This window comes from Geothermobacter hydrogeniphilus (assembly GCF_002093115.1).
Taxonomy (GTDB): domain Bacteria; phylum Desulfobacterota; class Desulfuromonadia; order Desulfuromonadales; family Geothermobacteraceae; genus Geothermobacter_A; species Geothermobacter_A hydrogeniphilus.
In genome coordinates this window covers 47,941-67,630 of record NZ_NAAD01000012.1, presented here as the reverse complement: position 1 = coordinate 67,630, position 19,690 = coordinate 47,941, and the positions used below count along the sequence as shown (strand labels likewise).

The 19,690-nt window shown below is 62.2% G+C and carries 16 protein-coding genes; all 16 read right to left on the bottom strand.

The window, feature by feature from the left end; all coding sequences use genetic code 11:
- Positions 1–48 precede the first annotated feature (48 nt).
- Positions 49–1,032, bottom strand: a complete 984-nt coding sequence (locus tag B5V00_RS10345; RefSeq protein ID WP_085010715.1) for a GNAT family N-acetyltransferase — start codon at positions 1,030–1,032, stop codon at positions 49–51.
- 250 nt (positions 1,033–1,282) lie between these two features.
- Complete coding sequence (gene bcrD, locus B5V00_RS10340) at positions 1,283–2,125, bottom strand: benzoyl-CoA reductase subunit D (RefSeq protein WP_085010714.1); 843 nt, start codon at positions 2,123–2,125, stop codon at positions 1,283–1,285.
- A gap of 158 nt (positions 2,126–2,283) precedes the next feature.
- The gene (gene bcrA, locus B5V00_RS10335) at positions 2,284–3,585 is read right to left on the bottom strand and encodes a benzoyl-CoA reductase subunit A (RefSeq protein WP_085010713.1); all 1,302 of its coding nucleotides are present in this window, start codon (positions 3,583–3,585) and stop codon (positions 2,284–2,286) included.
- A gap of 265 nt (positions 3,586–3,850) precedes the next feature.
- The gene (bcrB, locus tag B5V00_RS10330; RefSeq protein WP_139800735.1) at positions 3,851–5,158 is read right to left on the bottom strand and encodes a benzoyl-CoA reductase subunit B; all 1,308 of its coding nucleotides are present in this window, start codon (positions 5,156–5,158) and stop codon (positions 3,851–3,853) included.
- Positions 5,155–6,330: a benzoyl-CoA reductase subunit C gene (gene bcrC, locus B5V00_RS10325; RefSeq protein WP_085010711.1), complete on the bottom strand. Its 1,176-nt coding sequence runs from the start codon at positions 6,328–6,330 to the stop codon at positions 5,155–5,157. Before bcrC ends, bcrB begins: the two co-directional genes overlap by 4 nt.
- A gap of 220 nt (positions 6,331–6,550) precedes the next feature.
- Positions 6,551–6,871 (bottom strand): type II toxin-antitoxin system RelE/ParE family toxin, encoded by a 321-nt coding sequence (locus B5V00_RS10320; RefSeq protein ID WP_085010710.1) that lies wholly within the window; start codon positions 6,869–6,871, stop codon positions 6,551–6,553.
- On the bottom strand, positions 6,871–7,146 hold the full coding sequence (locus tag B5V00_RS10315) for a type II toxin-antitoxin system Phd/YefM family antitoxin (protein WP_085010709.1): 276 nt from the start codon (positions 7,144–7,146) through the stop codon (positions 6,871–6,873). Before B5V00_RS10315 ends, B5V00_RS10320 begins: the two co-directional genes overlap by 1 nt.
- 85 nt (positions 7,147–7,231) lie before the next feature.
- The gene (gene fdhD / locus B5V00_RS10310) at positions 7,232–8,020 is read right to left on the bottom strand and encodes a formate dehydrogenase accessory sulfurtransferase FdhD (RefSeq protein ID WP_085010708.1); all 789 of its coding nucleotides are present in this window, start codon (positions 8,018–8,020) and stop codon (positions 7,232–7,234) included.
- Positions 8,021–8,050: 30 nt separating this feature from the next.
- Complete coding sequence (locus B5V00_RS10305) at positions 8,051–8,677, bottom strand: 2Fe-2S iron-sulfur cluster-binding protein (RefSeq protein WP_085010707.1); 627 nt, start codon at positions 8,675–8,677, stop codon at positions 8,051–8,053.
- A 6-nt stretch (positions 8,678–8,683) separates the two neighbouring features.
- Positions 8,684–10,594, bottom strand: coding sequence for an NADH-quinone oxidoreductase subunit NuoF (nuoF, locus tag B5V00_RS10300; protein ID WP_085010706.1), 1,911 nt, complete (start codon positions 10,592–10,594; stop codon positions 8,684–8,686).
- Positions 10,595–10,603: 9 nt separating this feature from the next.
- Positions 10,604–11,068, bottom strand: coding sequence for a complex I 24 kDa subunit family protein (locus B5V00_RS10295; RefSeq protein ID WP_085010705.1), 465 nt, complete (start codon positions 11,066–11,068; stop codon positions 10,604–10,606).
- Positions 11,069–11,251: 183 nt separating this feature from the next.
- A complete protein-coding gene (locus B5V00_RS10290) occupies positions 11,252–12,016 on the bottom strand; it encodes a hydrogenase iron-sulfur subunit (protein WP_085010704.1) in 765 nt (254 codons plus the stop codon).
- A 408-nt stretch (positions 12,017–12,424) separates the two neighbouring features.
- On the bottom strand, positions 12,425–15,496 hold the full coding sequence (locus B5V00_RS10285) for an FAD-dependent oxidoreductase (protein WP_085010703.1): 3,072 nt from the start codon (positions 15,494–15,496) through the stop codon (positions 12,425–12,427).
- 15 nt (positions 15,497–15,511) lie between these two features.
- Positions 15,512–16,663, bottom strand: coding sequence for a (Fe-S)-binding protein (locus B5V00_RS10280; RefSeq protein WP_172399707.1), 1,152 nt, complete (start codon positions 16,661–16,663; stop codon positions 15,512–15,514).
- Positions 16,664–16,842: 179 nt separating this feature from the next.
- Entirely contained in the window at positions 16,843–17,382 is a 540-nt protein-coding gene (locus B5V00_RS10275) for a 4Fe-4S dicluster domain-containing protein (protein WP_085010701.1), read from the bottom strand.
- Positions 17,383–17,399: 17 nt separating this feature from the next.
- The gene (locus tag B5V00_RS10270) at positions 17,400–19,406 is read right to left on the bottom strand and encodes an aldehyde ferredoxin oxidoreductase N-terminal domain-containing protein (protein WP_085010780.1); all 2,007 of its coding nucleotides are present in this window, start codon (positions 19,404–19,406) and stop codon (positions 17,400–17,402) included.
- Between the last annotated feature and the right edge of the window lie 284 nt (positions 19,407–19,690).

Here is a 19,690-nt window from a genome sequence, read left to right as displayed (position 1 = left end):
CAACAGAAACCCACTGATTCAGGAATAACAGATCAGCGGCGAGCTGATTCAAGTGATCGTTTTGCCCAGCAGCAGGCGCTGGGACGGGTTGAACCCGCAACGCTGCAGGAACCGCCGCAGCTCGTACTCCTCCCAGGCGACCTGGGTTCGCAGCGCCTCGACCTGCAGGGTGGCAAGGTTGTTCAGCAGCTGGGAGAGCAGCGCCCGGCCGATGCCGCTGCCCTTCTCCGCCGGATGTACGCCGATGGTGTCGAGGGTCGCCGTCTGGCTGGCGCGGCCGAATTCACCATAATCGACCCGGGCCATGACGAACCCGGTGATGATCCCGTCGCGCTCGGCGACCAGGGAGACCCGGATTCCCGATTCTACCAGCATTTCACGAAATTTGGTTTGATAATAGTCGCCGCGGTCACGGCCGGTCAGCTTGCGGTCGATGCGCACCACGTCATTAAGGTCGGCCTCCTGCAGTGAGCGGGTCAGCACCCGGTCGCGGCTGAGGGTGTCGTAGTCGTTGCCTCCGGGGCCGCTGTGGACCCGCCACTGGCCGTCCATCCGGACGCTGGTCATCTCGGCGACCGGTTCGGCCAGCGGCGAGGTGTCGCGTTCCAGGATCCGGCCCGCCGCCAGGCTGAACCCGGAGGTGGAGAAGAAGCGGGTCATGCCGTGATCGTTCCAGTCGACTTCGGTGCGCAGCTGTTTCACCTGCTGTTTCCGCATCCGCTGTTCGATCGCGGTCAGCACCGCGCTGCCGATGCCCTTCCCCTGGGACTCCGGGTCAACACCAATGACATCGAGGATAGCCAGCCTGCCGGCCTGCCCGTATTCCCCTTCCTGCAGCCGGACGAAGGCGAAACCGCACAGCCGGTCGTTCCGCAACGCCGCACTGGTGATGAAAGTCTCCGGTGACGCCGTGGCGACGGTCAGGCGCTTTTCGTAAAAACCGCGCCGGGAGCGGCCGACGATGCGGCTGTCGATGTCGCAGACAGCGTCCAGGTCATCAGGATGGAGTGATCGAAATGTCAGCTGACTCATCTGTCGTTCCTCCGGTTTTTCAGGCCAGGGTTGGTCGCCAGGGCGCCAGGAACGCCAAGAAAACCTTTTTTAACGGAGAGCCGCAGAGGGGGAGAGAACGCAGAGAAAACCAAAAGCAGTTTTTGGTTTTGAACCCATAAGATTCTCTCTCTGGCTCTGCTCCTCCCCGCCTCTCCGTTAAATCGGTTTTGAATCTTTTGGTGCTCCTGGCGTTTTGGCGGCGGGAGATTTTCATAAATAGTATCGCGGCTCAGGATGCCTTCGGCAGTTGCCCCTTTTCCTTCAGCTTGCGGTAGCGGAAGGCACCCCAGATTGCCGCGCCGATGGCGCCGGCATAGAGCGAATCGGGGTGGGTGGCGATGCGGGTGGCCATCTTCTGCTCGTCCATGCCGTCCTGCATCGCCTTGACCAGCCCGGAGTCGAGGCCCAGGCCGCCGGTCATCATCACCACCCCCTGGACCACGCCGATCGCCTTGAGCAGCTTGATCAGCCGCCCGGCCATCGATTCGTGGATGCCGCGCAGGATGTCGCTCGGCGGAATCGAGCGGGAGACCATGTTGATGACATCGGTTTCGGCCAGCACCGCGCAGATGCCGCTGACCTTTTCCGGGTTGGTCGACTGCTGCGACAGCTCGCCGATTTCATCCTGCGAGATTCCCAGGTAGCGGGAGATGTTTTCCAGGAACTGCCCGGAGCCGGAGGCGCACTGGCTGGTCATCCGGTAGTTGAGCACCTTGCCCTGGGCGTCGATGCGGATCGCCCGGCCGTTGAGGGCGCCGATATCGAGCACCGCCCGGGCCTCGGGGTTGAGGTAGATGGCGCCCCGGGCGTGGGTGGTCATGGAGTAGAAGTGCCCGGTCGCGTCCCTGACGTTCTCTCCCTCGCCGGTGGTGGCGATGTAGTCGACGGCTTCACGGTCCAGGCCGGTTTCGGCGAGCACCGCCGCCACCGATTCGGCGATCAGCTCGAAGCGGTCGTTCTGGCGGATGCGCAGGTCGCGTCGGGCGAGCCAGCGGTGGTCGTCGCCTTCCGTCTGGAATAGAACGGTCTTGATGACGCCGGAGCCGACGTCGATGCCGATGGTGGTGGTCATGCCGGTTCTCCTTGAAACGGTGTTGCCACCGTCAGGTTTTTCAACGCAGAGACGGAGAGGGGCGGAGACGGAGAGAAAAGTCGTTGCCGGTTTTCAGGTTGAACCGTTTTTGCTTGTCTCAGCGATCTCTGCAACTCTGCGCCTCTCCGTTAAAGTTTTCAGTTCACCGCCCGGTGGGCGAAGCTCGCTCCGCCGAGGGCGCCGGTGTAGATTGACGCGGCGCTGATGTTGATGGTGACGTCGCCGTAGTTCTCCTGCACCAGTTTGCGCAGTTCCCGCACCGCGGCCTGGTTCTTGGCCACGCCGCCGGTGAAGGTGAACTGGTCGTGCACTCCGCCGGCGCGGGAGAGGATCGACATGGCGCGGAGGATGATCGAGCGGTGCAGGCCGGCAAGGATCTCGGCGCGGTCCTCGCCGAGGGACAGGCGGTCGCGCAGTTCGGCGCCGGCGAAGACGGTGCAGGTGGAGTTGATCCGCAGAGCCCGGGTCGCCTTCATGGCTATTGGGCCGAGTTCGTGCAGGCCGATGTTCATCTCGTCGGCGATGTAGCCGAGATAGCGGCCACAGCCGGCCGCGCAGCGGTCGTTCATCTGGAAGTTGGTGACAATGCCGTTCTCGTCCACCTGGATGCCCTTGGTGTCCTGGCCGCCGATGTCGAGTACCGTGCGGGTCTCCGGGAACATCATGTGGGCGCCGAGGCCGTGACAGAGGATTTCGGAGCGGATATGCTCCTTGGGGAAGGGCAGGCGGATGCGGCCGTAACCGGTGCCGACCACGTAGGTCTCCTCCAGCTCGATGGCCAGTACTTTCTCCAGGGCTGTCCGGGCCTCGGTTTCGCTGATCGTCACGTCGCTCGCGTCCTGCAGCGCCCGCGCCAGCCCTTTGAGCATCTGCCGGCCGACCTCCTCGTCGGCGGGGACCAGGCTTTCGACATCGATGATCGACTTGTCGTAGATATTGAGCAGGGTTTCGAAGCTGATGCCGGACTCCTTGGCCACCTTGCCGGCGATGTTCATGAAACGCGCCCCGGCCAGGTCGCGGAAGAAGTCCGACTTGCGTTCGGCGCCGCGGGCGTAGATTTGCGGGGCTTCCGCCTCGATGGCGCGGAAGATCGGTGCCAGGGCTTCACGCAGGGCGGCTTTGTTCTCCTGGAAACGCGGCTGGTCGAGGTAGCCGTCGCAGGTTTCTTCGAGCTGTTTCAACTCGTCGAGGAACTGCTCCAGGCGGAAATTCCGCTCCAGGTCTTCGAGCAGCGCTTCCACCCCGCCGGCCGTGCCGAGCTGCTGTTTGAAGAGGGTGAAGCGGGCGGCGATCTTCGCCTCCTGCTTGGTGACCGCGGCGGCGACATCGTAGTTGGAGCGGGAGTTGGTGATGCCGCGGCCGAGGATCTCGCGGTTCTCGTCCATCAGCACCGCCTTGGTGGTGGTCGAACCCAAATCAATTCCGATAAATGTCCGCATAAGCTGTCCTTTATTGATGCCCCTTGGTCAATGCCGGTTCCGTATCCCCGACAAAAACTGCTTGCCGCCAAGTCGCCCAAAAGAATCCTTTTAACGCAGAGGCGCAGAGAGGGAGAGCGCGCAGAGAGACGCAGGGGCTTTTCAGGGGCAAACGAGAACCAAAGATCTTTTGGGTTGCTCTCCATCTCTGCATTCTCTGCGCCTCTCCGTTGAAATGTGTTTTGATTCTCTTGGTGCCTGACGCTTCAGGTTTCGGGCCTGTTCTTCAGGATCTTTTATTCATGGTTGCCGGCGTCGCAGGTCCGGAGCCGCCGGCCCGGCGTTTCTGGTCGATCATCTGGAAATAGCTCTCCAGGCGGTTCTTGACGTTGGCCGCGGAGAAGTAGCGCGGGTCGACCAGGTCGGTTTCGATGAAGGCGGCCGGCTTGCCGGTCAGCTTCTCGACCTCGCGCATCATCACCAGCTGCCCGGCGGAGAAGCTGTTGCAGCTCTTGATCGAGTTGATCAGCAGGCCGTCGGCCTCGTACTCGATGACGTTGCGGGCCAGCATGTCCACCCGGGTCGGCAGGTTGCGGTTGGTGTAGACCCCCAGGCAGTAGTCGGCCAGGGACTCGAGGGGATGTTCCGGGTCGTGGCGGAAGCCGTCGTAGTCATAGACCCCGCCGACCTTGGTGTAGGAGCTGGCCACCACCACCGCGCCCTCCTCGTAGAACATCTTCCAGAAGTCCCGGAAGGAGGTCCAGTTGGGCGGGCCCTCGACCACCAGCCGGTACTTCTCCTCCGGCATGTCCCCTTCCGGGGTCATGGCGCCCAGACCCTGTTCGATCCGCTGCTCGATCTCGGCACGCAGCAGCCGGTAGTACTCGATGGCGTCGTCGGTGCCGCGGAAGGCGGTGAAGATCGGGCCCATGTAGTAGACCCCGCCGAAGTAGCAGTCGATGGGGGAGGGCTTGCGCTTGGCCTGCTCCAGCATCCACACCAGGTCGTCCTCGGCCCGGGCCGACTTGCGCAGGTACTCGCGCAGCCGGTCGATATCGAACTTGATTCCGGAGACCTGTTCCAGAGTCGGGATGACCTCTTCTTTGAGCTGCTTGACGATATAGTCGCGCATGTTTCGGGTCGGTCGGCCGTCGGCGGCGTAGGGGACATGCAGCATCACCGTCGGGCACCGGTACTCCTCGCGCAGCAGCTCGAACCACTTCATGAAGGTGAAGCAGCCGGTGTAGGAGAGCAGCAGCAGGTCGGGATTCGGCATCGGCTTGCCGTTGGGGGCGATGTTGCCCTTGGCCATCATGCCGATGTCGGCCTTGACGTAGGTGCAGACGTCCTCGGAATGGCCGCTGCGCTCGGCTTCGACGATCATCTCGCCCGACTTCTTGCGCATGCCGTTCTGGATGGCGTTGATCTCCGGCAGGTTGTTGGCGATATCGAAACACATCAGCAGTTCGTTGAGATTGCCCGGCACGAAGGTCGAGGAGACCTTGACCTCGCCGCTGGTGATCTTGTCGTAGTTGCGGCGGATCATCTCTTTCTGCTTGAGCTGCGAGGGGGATTTGACGACGTCCTGGCTCATGAGGCGCTCCATAACTTGATCGAGTCGGCAAAGGTGCCGGCCTGTTCGCGGATCGGCTGCATCTGCCCCGAATTCTCGGCGTACTGCAGGGTGATGTAGGGGATGTTGCGCTCCGCCACCCGTCTGACGATCATCGGCTGGTCGAGCAGGGCCGGGTCGCAGAAGCTCGGTGCGGCGAAGATCACGCCCTCGGCGTTGCGCTTCTCGATCAGGCCGAGCAGGTAGCTGCCCTTCTTCTCCATGTCGGCCTCGTACTTGGCGGCGGTTTCGGCGCTGTGGTGCAGAAACGCCCGGCAGAGGTTGGCGAGCGGGTCGCCGTCGGTCGGCACCTCCTGCAGCAGCCAGCGGTTGACCAGCATGAAATCGTCGTCGACGATGTAGCAGCCGGCCAGCTCGATCGACTTGATCAGGTTCAGCGGCGGCTGTTCGCAGAAGGAGCCGGTCATCACCACCCGGCAGTTGTCGCGCAGCGGCCGGTCTTCAAGCTCGGCCGCCGCCAGGTAGTCGCGCAGCAGTGTGCTGTGTTCTTCCGGCGGCAGCACCATCCCGGCCCGCATCAGCAGGTAGACCTCAAAAGCCGGGGCCTTCCACGGGGTCGCGGCCCGGTAGTCGTAGACCCGGTTCACCCATTCGCGGTTTTCGTTGTAGATCGCGATCGAGCGGTTCAGCTGCTCGTCGCTGATCTTCCGCCCGCCCAGCTCTTCCAGGTCGGCGCGCAGCTCGCCCAGCTCGTGGGCGTAGAATGTGCCGCCGATCTCGTCGCGGAAATTCTGCGGGGTGTCGAAGTAGCGGACGTACTTCTCCTTGAACATCAGCTGCCAGATGCCGGTCAGGTTGCGGATCACGTCGCAGATCGAGGGGAACAGCATGCCGTCGACGAAGTCGAGCTTGCCGGTGATCGCCAGGTCGATGGTCGAACGGGGAATGCGGCAGATGTAGCTCTGGTAGTAGGCGTCGCCGTGGATCACTTCCATGTCGGCGCCGCCGCCGAGGATGCCGAGCGGCAGCATGCCGGCGGCGTGAATGATCTCGCGCGGTACGTAGACCGGCATGTAGCCGATCACCTTGCGCCCCGGCTCGGCGTCCTTCCACTGCCGCGCCCGGGTAAACTCCAGGTCGGTGAAAAGCTCGTGGCAGAAATCGATGATCTGCTTGACGGACTTGGTGGCCATACAGGTTCTCCTGACGGATTCAGGTGGGTTTCTACGGTTCGGGACGGCTCGTGACCGTTCGCTGCCGCAGGTTCAAGCATAGCAGGCGAGGCGGGTTTCGCAGCCTTCCCGGAGTGTTTCCGCAAAGCATTATGGTATTATGGTGCTTCAATACCAATTTAATGTCAACGAAAAAATCTACGGGGTGATTGCGGGGGCAGGGGCGACCGGCCGGTCGCCCCTACAGCAGGCGGTTCTGCAAAAGGGTCTGCATATCCCGACGGCCGTCGGTTATCAGCATGACGTAGATGTCCTCGCCGGTGATTCGGTAGATAATGCGATAGGGTTTGTAAAAGACCTCGCGAAATTCCCGGATTCCGAGCTCCTGCAATTCCCGGGGATAAGCACCGCGCTGGGGCATCTCGGCCAGGCTGGAAAAAACCGATTCTATCCGGCGGAGCAGGTCCTCGGCTTTTTCCGGTATGTCGTGTCGGACAACGTAGGCGTAGAGCTCTTCAAGGTCGTGTGTGGCATCGTCGGTCAAATAAACCTTGCCGGCCATTACCTCTCAAGCCCCTTGGATCTCAGTCGGGCGATAACATCTTCAGCCGCCTGGACCCGGCCCTCTTCGACCTGGCGATTGCCGAGGGCCAGGATTTTCAGCAGGGCCAGCCTCTCCTGGTCTTGTTCGTAGCTGTGAATATCCTGCACCACGGCTTTCGCTTCACCATTCTGGGTGATGATCAACGGACTCCCCTGTTTTTCCAGGTTGCGAAAAATCTCCGCGGTATGTGACTTGAGATAACTGATCGGTTTGATCTGGTCGGATAGTTTCATCGGTTCGCTCCCTTCGCTGATAGAACTGAATATAGTCCTTATATGGTCATGTGTCAACGGGGCAGGGGCGACCGGCCGGTCGCCCCTACGGATGTGCGGGGTGGTCGTTTACGGTCAGCTGCTGCGGATGACTGAAGATTTCCATCCGGTCGCCGCGCAGGTAGCCGATCAGGGTGATGCCGGCCTGTTCGCAGAGGTCGATCGCCTTGTCGGTCGGTGAGGTTCGCGAGGCCAGCAGGCCGACGCCGAGGCGGGCTGCCTTGGCGACCATCTCGGTGGAGATCCGTCCCGAGGTCACCAGCAGCTTGTTCTGCAGGTCGAGGTTGCGGAACAGGGCTTCGCCGGCCAGTCGGTCGAGGGTGTTGTGGCGGCCGATATCTTCGGCGTAGAGCCGCAGGCCGTCGGCATCGCCGATGGCAGCCGAATGGATGCCGCCGTGGTTGCGGTAGTGCTCGGCGCGGTCGTTCAGCTCCCGCATGACGTGGAAGACATCCGCGGCGCGGTAGCTGCGGCAAAGGGCGGCGGAAGAACGGAGGATGCTTTGCGGCAGGTTGAAGGTGATGCCGGTGCCGCAGCCGGAGGTCAGGATCGGCCGCAGCTGCCCGGGGACTTCACTTTTGAGCCGCAGTTCGGCCTGGGCATCCGCCTGGCAGACGCCCATGATGATGATATCGTCGAGACTGTCGATGAAGCCCTGCAGCCGCAGGAAGCCGGCGACCAGGTAGTTGAGCTGGTGGGGGGAACAGACCAGGGTCGCCAGGTCACGGTCGTTGACCCGCAGCCGCAGGGGGAATTCCTCCACCACCCGGCGTGCCGCTTCTTCCCTCCGGCCCTGGATGATGCGGACTATGTTTCGGTTGGAGGGTTGTTCCATCAGTCACCCGTTGCGGTGCGCGTCCCCCGGTTATCCGCAGCTCGAGCAGCCTCCGCAACTGCTCGGTTCTTCCGGCGGGGTCAGCAGCGATTCGGTCAGCACGTAGGCGGCCTGCAGCGCCGAGGTCGGGCAGAGGGGGAAGCATTCCTTGCAGTCCCAGCATTCCTTGACGGCGATCTCCGGGATGAAGTTGATCTCCCGCTTCGCCCCCCGGTCGAAAAAGCTGACCGCGTGCTTCTGCTTGACCTCGGCGCAGTATCGCACACAAAGCCCGCAGAGGATACAGAAGGATGGCTCCTTTTCGAAGCGGTGGGGGTCGGCGCCGTACTCCCCGGCCAGTTCCAGCAGGTCCTCCGAGTCGGGAGCGTGGGACAGCATCTGCTCCAGTAGCACCTTGCGCATCCGGTTCACCTGCTCGGTCCGGGTCCTGACCACCAGGCCCTTCTCCGCCGGGTAGAGGCAGGCGGCGACGAAACTGGTTCGGCCGCCGGCATCGGCCTCCACGGTGCAGATCCGGCAGGCGCCGTAGGGTTCCAGCTTTTCGTGGTGGCAGAGGGTGGGGATGGCGATCCCGGCGCTCTGGGCCGCCTCGAGAACGGTCATGCCGGGCTTGGCGGCAACCTCTTTGCCGTCGATCTGTAGAATAATATCACTCATGGTCGGTCATCCTATGGCTCGCTGTTCTTCGGGTACAGGCGCGGGGACGGGTTCGCCGGACAGCTTGCCGACCGCGCCGAAGGCCGCGGGACAGGCATCAAGGCAGGAGCCGCATCGGGTGCATTTGTCCTGATCGATGACGTGAATGCGCTTCTTGCCGCCGTCGATGGCCTCGGCGGGGCATTTCCTCAGGCAGGCCCCGCAGGCCCGGCACTTCTCCGGATCGATATGGAAGGCGATCAGCTGCTTGCAGGAGAGCGACGGGCAGCGCTGGTCATGGATGTGGGCCTCGTACTCGTCGCGGAAATGCTTCAGGGTGCTGAGGACCGGGTTGGGGGCGGTTTTGCCGAGGGCGCAGAGCGAGGCTCCGCGGGTGGTCTCGGCCAGGTCCTGCAGCCGCTCGATGTCACCCTCTTTGCCCTGGCCGTTGGTGATCCTGGCGAGAATCTTCAGCATCTGGCGGATGCCCTCGCGGCAGGGGGTGCACTTGCCGCAGGATTCATCGCTGAGAAAGCCGAGGAAGTAGCGGGCGAGATCGACCAGGCAGGTGTCTTCGTCCATGACGATCATGCCGCCGGAGCCCATCATGGCGCCGGCCCGGGTCAGTTCGTCGAAGTCGACCTGGGTGTCCAGCAGATCGGCCGGGAGGCAGCCGCCCGAGGGGCCGCCGGTCTGTACCGCCTTGAACGCCTTGTCGCCGGGGATGCCGCCGCCGATCTTGAAGATGATGTCGCGCAGGGTGGCGCCCATCGGTACTTCCACCAGCCCGGTGTTGTTGACCTTGCCGACCAGCGAGAAGATCTTGGTGCCCTTGCTGCCCTCGGTGCCGATGGCGTTGAAGAATTCGGCGCCGCGGTTGATGATTAGGGGGATGTTGGACCAGGTTTCGACATTGTTGATATTGGTCGGCTTGTTCCACAGGCCCTTGATCGCCGGGAAGGGAGGGCGGGCGTTCGGTTCGCCCGGCATGCCTTCGAGGGACTTGAGCAGCGAGGTCTCTTCGCCGCAGATGAAGGCGCCGGCGCCGCGATGGACCTTGACGGTGAAATCGAAACCGGAACCGAGGATGTCCCGGCCGAGCAGGCCGTGTTCTTCCGCCCTGGCGATGGCGACTTCGAGGTTTTCCACCGCCAGCGGGTATTCCTGGCGGATATAGACATAGCCCTCACTGGCGCCGATGGCGTAGGCGCCGATCATCAAGCCTTCGAGGACGGCGTAGGGATTGCCCTCCATCAGCGAGCGGTCCATGTAGGCGCCCGGGTCGCCCTCGTCACAGTTGACGATCACGTATTTCTGCTCGCCCGGCGCGTTGCGGGCGAAATCCCACTTGACGCCGGAAGGGAAACCGGCGCCGCCGCGGCCGCGCAGTCCGGCTTCCTTCACTTCGCCGACCACCTGTTCCGGGGTCATCTCGAAGAGCGCCTTGACCAGCGCCTGGTAGCCGCCGGCGGCGAGGTAATCCTCCAGGCTCTGGGGATCGATTTCCAGGTTCAGGCCGAGGATCAGGCGCTGCTGGTTCTTGTAGAAGGGGATCTCGTTTTCCAGAGTCGCCTTCTCGCCGGTGTTCGGGTCGACGTAGAGCAGTCGGTCGATCACCTTCTTGTTGACGATGGTTTCGGTGATGATTTCGGCGACATCCTCCGGCTTGACCTTGAGATAGCAGATCCCTTCCGGGTAGATGACGGCGACCGGCCCCTGTTCGCAGAAGCCGTGACAACCGGTGCGCCGGAAACGAACCTTGTCGGTCAACCCCTGTTTTTCCAGTTCCTGTTCGACCGCCGCGGCCACCGGACCGCAGCCGGTGGCATGGCAGGCACTGCCGGAACAGAGGGTGAAGCAGGGCTGGTCGGCATCCCTTTGCGCGAGAATCTGCTGGCGGAATTCCTCCAGCTCGGCAGCTGATTTCATCCTTGGCATAGTCTTTCCTCACTCACCGCTGCAGGTGCATTGCTTCAGCACTTCAGCGGTTTCGGCGGTTTCCACGTTGCCGTGATATTCACCATCGACCACCATCACCGGGCCCAGGGCGCAACAGCCGAGGCAGTTGACGGTTTCGACGCTGAAATTCAGTTCGGGGTCGGTTTCGCCGGGACCGACTCCGGTCACTTCCTTGACCGTGTCGAGCACCCGCTCGGCGCCACGCACGTGACAGGCGGTGCCCATGCAGACGTGAACCTCGTGGCGGCCCTTGGGCACCAAGCTGAAGGTCTTGTAGAAGGTGGTGATGTGCCGGATGCGGCTCATCGGCACCTTGAGCCGCTCACTGACCCGAGTCAGTGCCTCTTTGGGCAGCCAGTTGTTCTGGCTCTGGATGTCCAGCAGCACCTGGATCAGCGATCCGGCCTCGCTCTGGTGCTTGTCAATAATCTGATCGACGGTTGCGATATCCATGGAGTTCCTCTTCATTGCGAATAATGATTTTCAGGTTCACCACAGGTATTGAGAACCTTTTCAACGCTGGGGTGCAGAGACGGAGGGGCGCAGAGAAACAGCTTTGATTTCTTGCTCCGCCTTCTTGTTTATCTCTCCGTCTCCGGTTCGTTTTCCTCTCCGCCTCTGCGTTAGGCCGGTTCCTCACGCCAGCGCGAAGCACTTCTGCTCGGCGTCGAAGCGGACCAGCCCCTGGGTGGTCGACTCCTTGAGGTGCCGCGACACGTCACCCGGCTCCAGGTCCAGGGCCCGGGCGATCTCCGCGCTGCTGAGCGGCTTCTGCCGCAGCAGCAGGGTCAGCTGGCTGATGGCCAGCTTGTCGACCAGCAGCTGGTCGAACAGCCGCGCAAAATCCTCGCTGGCGAAATAGTCGGCGTACTCCTCTTCGGTGGCAAACCGTGCTCGCAGCCGTTCCCGCTCCACCAGCTTGATGTAGGGAACCATCTTGTTGAGGGCCTCCAGCTTCAGCTTCAGGGTCTCGGGTTCGATCCCCTCGCCCTTGCCGAGCGGGCCGAAGCCCTTGAGCTGCTTGCCGAAGTCGTTCATCACCTCGGCGTAGCGGGCCCCTTCCGAGGCGGCGATCCATTCCAGCCGCAGGCGCAGCGGGTTGATGCCGATCCGCTGAAGCAGCTTGCGGCAGAGGTGCATGTTGAACAGGGCATCATAATTGCCCTCGGTCACGTAGTGGCATTCGCCCGGCCAGCAGCCGCCGATGAAGACCCCGTCCGCGCCCCTGGAAAAAGCGCGCAGGACAAAGGAGATGTCAACCCGGCCGGTACACATGACCCGGATAATCTTGGTTTCGGTACTATATTGTTGTCTGGAAACTCCAGACAGGTCCGCAGCCCCGTACGCTCACCAGGTGCACAAGAATCCGATGACGCTGGGCTTGTATTCAAATCCTGCCATGGTTTCCTCCTTTCTTATTGGGGCTGAGGAAAAACGCGCATCTGCGGCGTTGGCCTCATCCCTGCCAACGACGTACCTCTCGGTACGCCTTATTCCTCGGGATTTCGGCCGCCTTGCATCTGCACATTTTTACTCAGTCCTTGTCAGTCGTTTGAGGATGATGGTGAAAATCTTTGTCACCACCCGTTCGCTCTGCTCACTCGAGTCACGGAGGACACCGAGAAAATCTTTTATCTTTTTATCTGTTTTCGCTGCCAAGGCGCCAAGTTCGCCAAGAGAATCAAGGTAAAAGCTAAAACTGAATAAGCCTTTTTAAAATTGCCTTTCTTGGCGCTTCTGGCGTCCGCATTGCCTTTGTCTTTTTTCCGTGCCTCTGTGTCCTCTGTGTCTCTGTGGTGAACCCGTTATTCACGAAATCGCCTCGTCGATCTGGGCGAAGATTTCATCGTCGGTGTAGTGCTTCAGGTAGATTGCCCCGGTCGGGCACTTGGCGTTGCAGAGCCCGTCGCCCTTGCAGAGTACCGCTTCGACCCGGGCCTTGCGTCCCTGCGGGGTGTCAACGAAGCTGATCGCGTCGTAGTTGCAGGCGCTGATGCAGGCGCCGCAGGAGATGCAGGCGTATTCATCCACGTCGCAGACCGCGCCCGAGGCGGTGACCGTATCTCCCGAGAGGATGCCGACTGCCCGGCCGGCCGCGCCGTAGGCCTGGTTGATGGTCTCGTGGATATGCTTCGGGTACTGGGCGGTGCCGCAGAGGAAGACGCCGTCGGCGGCGAAGTCGACCGGTCGCAGCTTGACATGGGCCTCCTGGAAGAAACCGTCGGGATTCATCGAAACCTTGAACATTCGTCCCAGCTCCTGGCCGCTTTCGGCCGGGATCACGGCTGCCGACAGGGCCAGCAGGTCGGCTTCCAGCTCCAGCTGCTGACCCAGCACCGGGTCGGGGACGGTAATCTTCAGTCCGCTGCCGACCGCTTCGACCTGTGGTTTCTGTTCCGGCTCGAAGCGGATGAACTTGATGTCCCGCTCGGCGGCCTGGCGGTAGTAATCCTCCTTGAAGCCGTAGGTGCGCATGTCGCGGTAAAGGATGTGGATATCCATCTCCGGGTTGCGTTCCTTGAGCTTGAGGGCGTTCTTGACCGCCTGGCCGCAGCAGATCCGGCTGCAGTAGTTGCGGCCCTCTTCGCGACAGCCGACGCACTGGATCATCACCAGGCTGGAGGCGTTGGCGACCCGCTCGCTGTCGGTGACGATCTCTCCTTCCAGTTCCAGCTGGGTCAGCACCCGTTCGTTCTCGCCGTAGAGGTATTCGTCGGGGCGATGCTGTTCGGCCCCGGTGGCGACGACGGCGATGCCGTGGGCGATCTTCTGCAGTCGCCCGCCGCGATCGACGGTGGTGACGAAGTTGCCGATATAGCCGGAGACCTCGCGGATCTCGGCGTCGGTGGCGACGTGGATCAGCGGATTGCGGTAGACCTTGCGGATCAGCTGCTGCAGGTGGGCCTGGACATCCATTCCTTCGAGGGTGTAGTGGAGCCGGCGGGCCATGCCGCCGAGGTCGGAGTCCTTCTCCACCAGGTAGACCTCGAAACCCTGATCGGCCATGTTCAGGGCGCTGGTCATGCCGGCCAGGCCGCCGCCGATGACCAGCGCCGCCTTGTTGACCGGCAGATCGAACTCCTGCAGCGGTTCCAGGTGCGCGGCCCGCGCCACCGACATGCGGATGATGTCCTTGGCTTTCTGGGTGGCGTTCTCCTTCTCCTTGGAGTGAACCCAGGAACAGTGTTCGCGGATGTTGGCGAACTCGAAGAAGTACTGGTTGAGGCCGGCTTCGCGGCAGGTGTCGCGGAACAGCGGCTCATGGGTGCGCGGGGTACACGCCGCCAGCACCACCCGGTTGAGGCCCTTTTCGACGATGGCGTCGGAGATCTGCTTGGCGTTCTCGGTGGAGCAGGCGAACAGGTTTTCGCCCGCCCAGGAGACGTTCTTCAGGGTCGAGGCGTACTCGACTACCGCCGGGATGTCGACCACCCGGCCGATGTTGGCGCCGCAGTGACAGACCACCACCCCGATCTTCAGTTCTTCCTCGGAGACATCCCGTTCCGGCGGGTAGACCCGTTCGCGGCTCAGTTTGTCGCGGCGGTAGCTGAGTAGCCGGCCGCAGAGGGCATCGGCACCGCTGGCGGTGACCACCGCCTCGGGGATGTCCATCGGGCCCTGGAAGGCGCCGCTGACGAACACTCCCTTGCGGCTGGTCAGGATCGGGTTGGCCGGGTCGGTCTTGCAGAAGCCGTGCTCGTTCAGTTCGATGTCGAAGGTCCGCGCCAGGCGCTCGGCATCGGCCGGGGGATTCAGTCCGACCGAAAGCACCACCAGGTCGAACTCCTCCTCCTTGACCCCGCCGTCGAAGGTCGCGTAGCGGATGGTGACGTTCTTGCTCTCCGGGATCTCCCGGCCGACCGTGACATAGCTGCGGATGAAGCGCACGTCGTCGAGCTTCGCGGCGCGCTGGTAGAAGCGTTCGAAATCCTTGCCGTAGGCGCGGATATCATTGTGGAAGATGGTGGCGTCGAGCCCGCTGTCATGGTCCTTGGCGAGAATCACCTGCTTCTGGGTGTAGGTGCAGCAGACCGCCGAGCAGTAGCTGTTGCCGCCTTCGATCACCTGTCGCGAACCGACGCACTGGATCCAGGCGATCTTCTTCGGGTGAGTATGGTCGGACGGTCGCAGCACCTCGCCTTCGAAGGGGCCGGTGGAGCAGAGCAGCCGCTCGAAATCGAGACTGGTGACGACGTTCTCCATCTGCCCGTAGCCGAAGTCGTTGCGCAGTTTCGGATCGAAGGTGTCGTAGCCGGGTGAGAGCAGGATCGCCCCGACTTCGACCTCGAACTGTTCCGGCCGCTGGTGCAGGTCAATGGCGTTGGTCTTGCAGGCGCCGACGCAGATCTGGCACTTGTCTTCCTTGAGGTAGAGGCAGGTCTCGGGATCGACGTAGGTGACCAGCGGCACCGCCTGGGAGAAGTGGATGTGCACCGCCTTGTTGTTCGACAACCCCTGGTTGAAGGGATCGGGGATTTCGACCGGGCAGTAATCGACACAGATGTTGCAGCCGGTGCATTTCTCCTCGACGATGTAGCGCGGTTTCTTGGTCAGCGTGACCCGGAAATCGCCCGCCTCGCCGTCGACCCGGTCGACCTCGGTGTAGGTCATGATCTCGATGTTGGGATTGCGCGAGCATTCGATGAACTTGGGCGACTCGATGCACATCGAGCAGTCATTGGTGGGGAAGGTCTTGTCCAGCTGCGACATCTTGCCGCCGAGGGCCGGTGACTTGTCGACCAGGAAAACCCGGAATCCCGATTCGGCGAGGTCGAGGGAGGCCTGGATGCCGCTGATGCCGCCGCCGACGATCAGCACGTCGCCCCGGTTTCTGTCCGCGGAATGATTCAAAGCCGGTCTTTCGACTGCAGTGTTTGCCATGATTCTTCCTTTATCTCAGAGCACCGCCTGAATGATTTCGGTGAGGTCCCTGATCTCCAGGGCCTCGCTCTCATCCAGGTCCAGGCTGCTGTCGGTAAAGTTGGTGATGCAGTAGGGGCAGGAGGTGACCAGTACCTCGGCGCCGACCTCGACCGCCTGCCTGACGCGCAGGTCGGAGAAGCGGTCCTCCTTGGGAGTCTCCATCCAGATATGGCCGCCGCCGCCCCCGCAGCAGAGGCTGTTTTCGCGGGAGTCGGCCATCTCGTTCAGCTCCAGTCCGGGGACCTTGCCCAGCACCTCGCGCGGGGCGTCATAGACGCCGTTGTGGCGGCCGAGGTAGCAGGGGTCGTGGTAGGTGATCTTTTTCGGGTACTCGCCGTTGAGCTTGAGCCGCCCGTCGTTGATCAGTTCGGCGATCAGCTCGGAGATGAACACCACCTCGAAGTTGACCATGAACTCGGGATATTCGTTCCTGAAGGTGTGGTAGCAGTGGGGCGAGGAGACCAGTACCCGCTTGACGCCATGGTCGATGAAGGCCTTGATGTTGTCCTTGGCCAGGCGCTTGAACAGGTCTTCGTTGCCGGTCTTGCGGATGCTTTCGCCGCAGCAGTTCTCCGCCGCGCCGAGGATGCCGAAATCGACCCCGGCCTTGTTGAGGATGGCGGCGGTGGCGGTCGCCACCTGGCGCATGCGCGGATCGTAGCTCAGGTAGCAGCCGGTGAAATAGAGGATTTCCATCCCTTCGGCGTAGGGCTTGACCGGCAGCCCTTTGGCCCATTCGGCGCGCTGTTCCCGATCGCCGCCGAGGGAATTGCCCTGGGATGTGAGGTTGGCGATGACGGTCTGCACCGGGGCGACATTGCCCGGGTAGACATCATATTCGGCAGCGAGCTTGCGCAGGGCGACCCCGGCCTCGATCTGGTTCACGCCGCGCGGGCAGCGCTGCGGACAGGTGCCGCAGGTGGTGCAGCGCCACATCTCCTCCTGGTCGATCTCGGTCAGGCCGAAGGTCGCCTGGCGGACGATCTTGCGCATGCTGAAATCGCGCACCCGGTTCCACGGGCAGACCGCGTCGCACAGACCGCACTGATAGCAGTACTTGAATGAGTCACCGCCGTTTTCCTTGATGACCTCGACGATTTCCTGTTCGGGAGCTACTGTTTCCACGCTGTCACCTGTCTGTTTGTTGGTCATGCGGGCAATAATGCCAAGTCGCCTCGCGCCCGTTCGCTTTGCTCACTCAAGACGCAGAGTCGCAGAGAAGGTCAGAGATTTTCTTCAGGTTTTGACCGGTCCGGCGTTTTGGTTTTCTCTGCGCCTCCGCGTCTCCGCGCGAGATCCGGTTTTCAGCTTTTGTCTTTCGCCAGCTGTTCCACCGTGTCGAGGAGCTTGTCGAGGCCGTGTTTGTTGATCAGGGTCTCGAGGCCGATTTCGATTTCATCCGGCGTGTCCTCTTCCTCGACGACGACCTCTTCTTCCCGCTCCTCGTAGGTCAGGGCGTCGACCAGGCACCACTTGACGCACAGCGGTTCGTCCTCCCCTTCGCACATGTCGCACTTCAGCGGCAGGCCGGAGTCGGGCTCCTTGAACTCCTCCCGCGAGGGGCAGGCGGCGCGGCAGAAGGCGCACTCGTCGTATTCCTTGCCGTCGATGACGTACTTGTCGCGTCCGGCGCATTCGGCGACGGCGTATTCCCCGGCGTAGACCGGCACGTAGATGTCCCGCAACGGGTCATGGATCACCCGGATGCGTGAGCGGGCCGGGTTGTTGCTGCTGTATTTCGGCATCGCGTGGAAGGATGAGCAGATCACCTCGCAGGCCCGGCAGCCGTTGCATTTGTCGACGTCGATCTTGATGTTCTTGATGGTCTTCTTTTTGCTGGTCACGGCTTGCGCCCTCCCGTCTACTGTGCCGTTGCGGCTTGCTGGTTCGCGGTCGGATCCGCGGCTTCGTCGTCGCCCAGAATGCCCCGCTGGATGAAGTCCTCACTGACATAATCGAGCCCCAGCTCCCGCAGCGACTCGGCGGTCGGAATACCGTCCCGGTTCCAGCCCTTGAGCTTGTAATAGGCGTCCAGCAGCTGCTCTTCGAGTTCGGGGAAGCGTTTCTTCCAGTGGTTTGCCGGCGGTTTCTCGTCCTTGCGCCGCATGCCGCGGCGGATGTTGATCGCCCGCACCAGGGTCCGATAGCGCTTGGCCGCCGCGGTCAGTTTTTCTTCGTCCATTTCGATGCCGGCCCCGGCGGAGATGAACTTCGGGTAGTTGTGGATGTGGTAGGGCGGTTTCAGCGGGAAGGAGGACAGCCCGGCGCACTGGCCGAGGGCGTCGTCGATGTAGTGCATCCGCTCCTGCCAGTCGACGATGTCGCAGCACATCTCCACGGTCGGGTAGAAGGGCATGGAGTTCTCGCCGCGCAGCTCCCAGTCGACGAAATATTGCTTGAAGCGATCGTCCGGCACCTGGATCCAGTCCTTGACGAACTCCTCGCGGGCTTCCCGGGTCGGGAAGGGCGCCTGCGGGAACTGGCCCTCGATCTGGGTGATGTTGATCTTCTCGCCGGTGGAGTACATCAGGAAGTAGATCGGGTTGAGCATCGACAGCTTGAGCGGCAGCTGCTCGGTCTTCTTGATGTTGTTGTGGGCGAATTCCTCGGCGCCGTTGCCGATTTCCTTCGCCGCCCAGTAGGTGCCGTTGGCGAGCAGGTCGCCGATCCCTTCGCGGCGCACGATCATGTCGAGCAGGTAGAAGAAGCGGCCCTCGTTGTCCTCCGGCATGCCGGGGAAATCGTCCTTGCTGAGGATGCCGTTTTCCAGCAGCTCAATGGCGAAGGCCATCACCTGCGGGGCGGAGAAGCCGTCGACGCCGTACTCGGTGGCCTTCTGGGCGATGCGCAGGCCGAAGTCGAGATCGGAGAAGGCGCCCATGGTGTAGGTGAGCTTGGTGAAGCATTTCATCATGTAGGTCGGCAGGCCCGGCATGGAGATGGTCGCCCCGCATTTCATCGGGCAGTTGAAGCAGCTGATCAGCCGGGTGCGGGCCTTCTCCATGGTTTCGGTCCACTCTTTGGCGATCTCGTCGGTCCAGAAGCCCTTGCGCCGCTCCCGGGAGTTGCCCCACATGAAGTTTTCGGTATGCCACTTCTCGTCGTGGACTTTCATCTCCTGCGGCGAGCCGAGCCCGGCCAGGATCGGCATCACGCCCGGGATCGGGTGCTCCTCGCGGTACTTGATATAGTCCAGCACCTCGTTGCACAGCCCGAGGAATTCCTCCGGCCGGGCGATGTTGAGATCCCTGGTGCCGCGCACCACGATCGCCTTGACGCCCTTGTCGCCCATCACCGCGCCGATGCCGCCGCGGCTGGCGCTGGAGCGGCCCTGTTCGATGGAGGCGTAGTAGACCCGGTTCTCGCCGGCCATGCCGATCGCCGCCACCTGGGCCTTGGGCTGGTTCAGTTCCTGCTTGATCAGTTCCGCGGTCTCGATCGCGCCCTTGCCGCGCAGGTGGGAGGCGTCGCGGATTTCGACCTTGTCGTCGTGGATCCAGATGTAAACCAGATCGGGCGACTTGCCGCGCAGCACCACCTTGTCGTATCCGGCGTACTTCAGCTCCGGGGCCCAGAAGCCGCCCATCATCGAAAAGGCCAGCAGCCGGGTCTGGGGAGAGATGGTCGAGACGATGGTGCGGTTGCAGCCGGTCGCCGGAGTTCCGCAGAGCAGGCCGGCGCCGAAGATCAGCAGATTGTCGGGGGAAAAGGGCTCCACTTCGGGAGGGACCCGGTCCCAGATCAGCTTGGCGTTGGTGCCCAGCCCGCCGAGATAGAGTTCGGTCTCCTTCGGGTCGGTGGCAACCTTTTCGATGTTGCCGCGGGAGAGATCGATTTCGAGATTGTAGCCTGTCTCTGCGTACCTCATGCGCTTGCCCCTTTTCAAATCCCGGATCAGCGGGGTCATTGCCGGCGAACAGCACAAGTCGTTGACCTGCCAGTACTCTTCATCCGCCATGCCCCCCTGAGTCAGGAGAATGTCTCGAACGGCTTTCGGGCCGTCGATTGCGGTCGATCAGATCCTTGAATGTCGAATCGTGTAAAAAGGTACTGCAATACCAAATTTGCGTCAAGAAAATATAACGCCGTTATTCCGATAGCGGGAAATTCCTTGTGATCCAAGTGGTATTTGTGGTACCACAATACCGAGTT

Coding starts and splice junctions, on each gene's coding strand:
- B5V00_RS10345 (WP_085010715.1), bottom strand. CDS start 1,032: ATGAGTCAGCTGACATTTCGATCACTCCATCCTGATGACCTGGACGCT.
- bcrD (WP_085010714.1), bottom strand. CDS start 2,125: ATGACCACCACCATCGGCATCGACGTCGGCTCCGGCGTCATCAAGACC.
- bcrA (WP_085010713.1), bottom strand. CDS start 3,585: ATGCGGACATTTATCGGAATTGATTTGGGTTCGACCACCACCAAGGCG.
- bcrB (WP_139800735.1), bottom strand. CDS start 5,158: ATGAGCCAGGACGTCGTCAAATCCCCCTCGCAGCTCAAGCAGAAAGAG.
- bcrC (WP_085010711.1), bottom strand. CDS start 6,330: ATGGCCACCAAGTCCGTCAAGCAGATCATCGATTTCTGCCACGAGCTT.
- B5V00_RS10320 (WP_085010710.1), bottom strand. CDS start 6,871: ATGGCCGGCAAGGTTTATTTGACCGACGATGCCACACACGACCTTGAA.
- B5V00_RS10315 (WP_085010709.1), bottom strand. CDS start 7,146: ATGAAACTATCCGACCAGATCAAACCGATCAGTTATCTCAAGTCACAT.
- fdhD (WP_085010708.1), bottom strand. CDS start 8,020: ATGGAACAACCCTCCAACCGAAACATAGTCCGCATCATCCAGGGCCGG.
- B5V00_RS10305 (WP_085010707.1), bottom strand. CDS start 8,677: ATGAGTGATATTATTCTACAGATCGACGGCAAAGAGGTTGCCGCCAAG.
- nuoF (WP_085010706.1), bottom strand. CDS start 10,594: ATGCCAAGGATGAAATCAGCTGCCGAGCTGGAGGAATTCCGCCAGCAG.
- B5V00_RS10295 (WP_085010705.1), bottom strand. CDS start 11,068: ATGGATATCGCAACCGTCGATCAGATTATTGACAAGCACCAGAGCGAG.
- B5V00_RS10285 (WP_085010703.1), bottom strand. CDS start 15,496: ATGGCAAACACTGCAGTCGAAAGACCGGCTTTGAATCATTCCGCGGAC.
- B5V00_RS10270 (WP_085010780.1), bottom strand. CDS start 19,406: ATGAGGTACGCAGAGACAGGCTACAATCTCGAAATCGATCTCTCCCGC.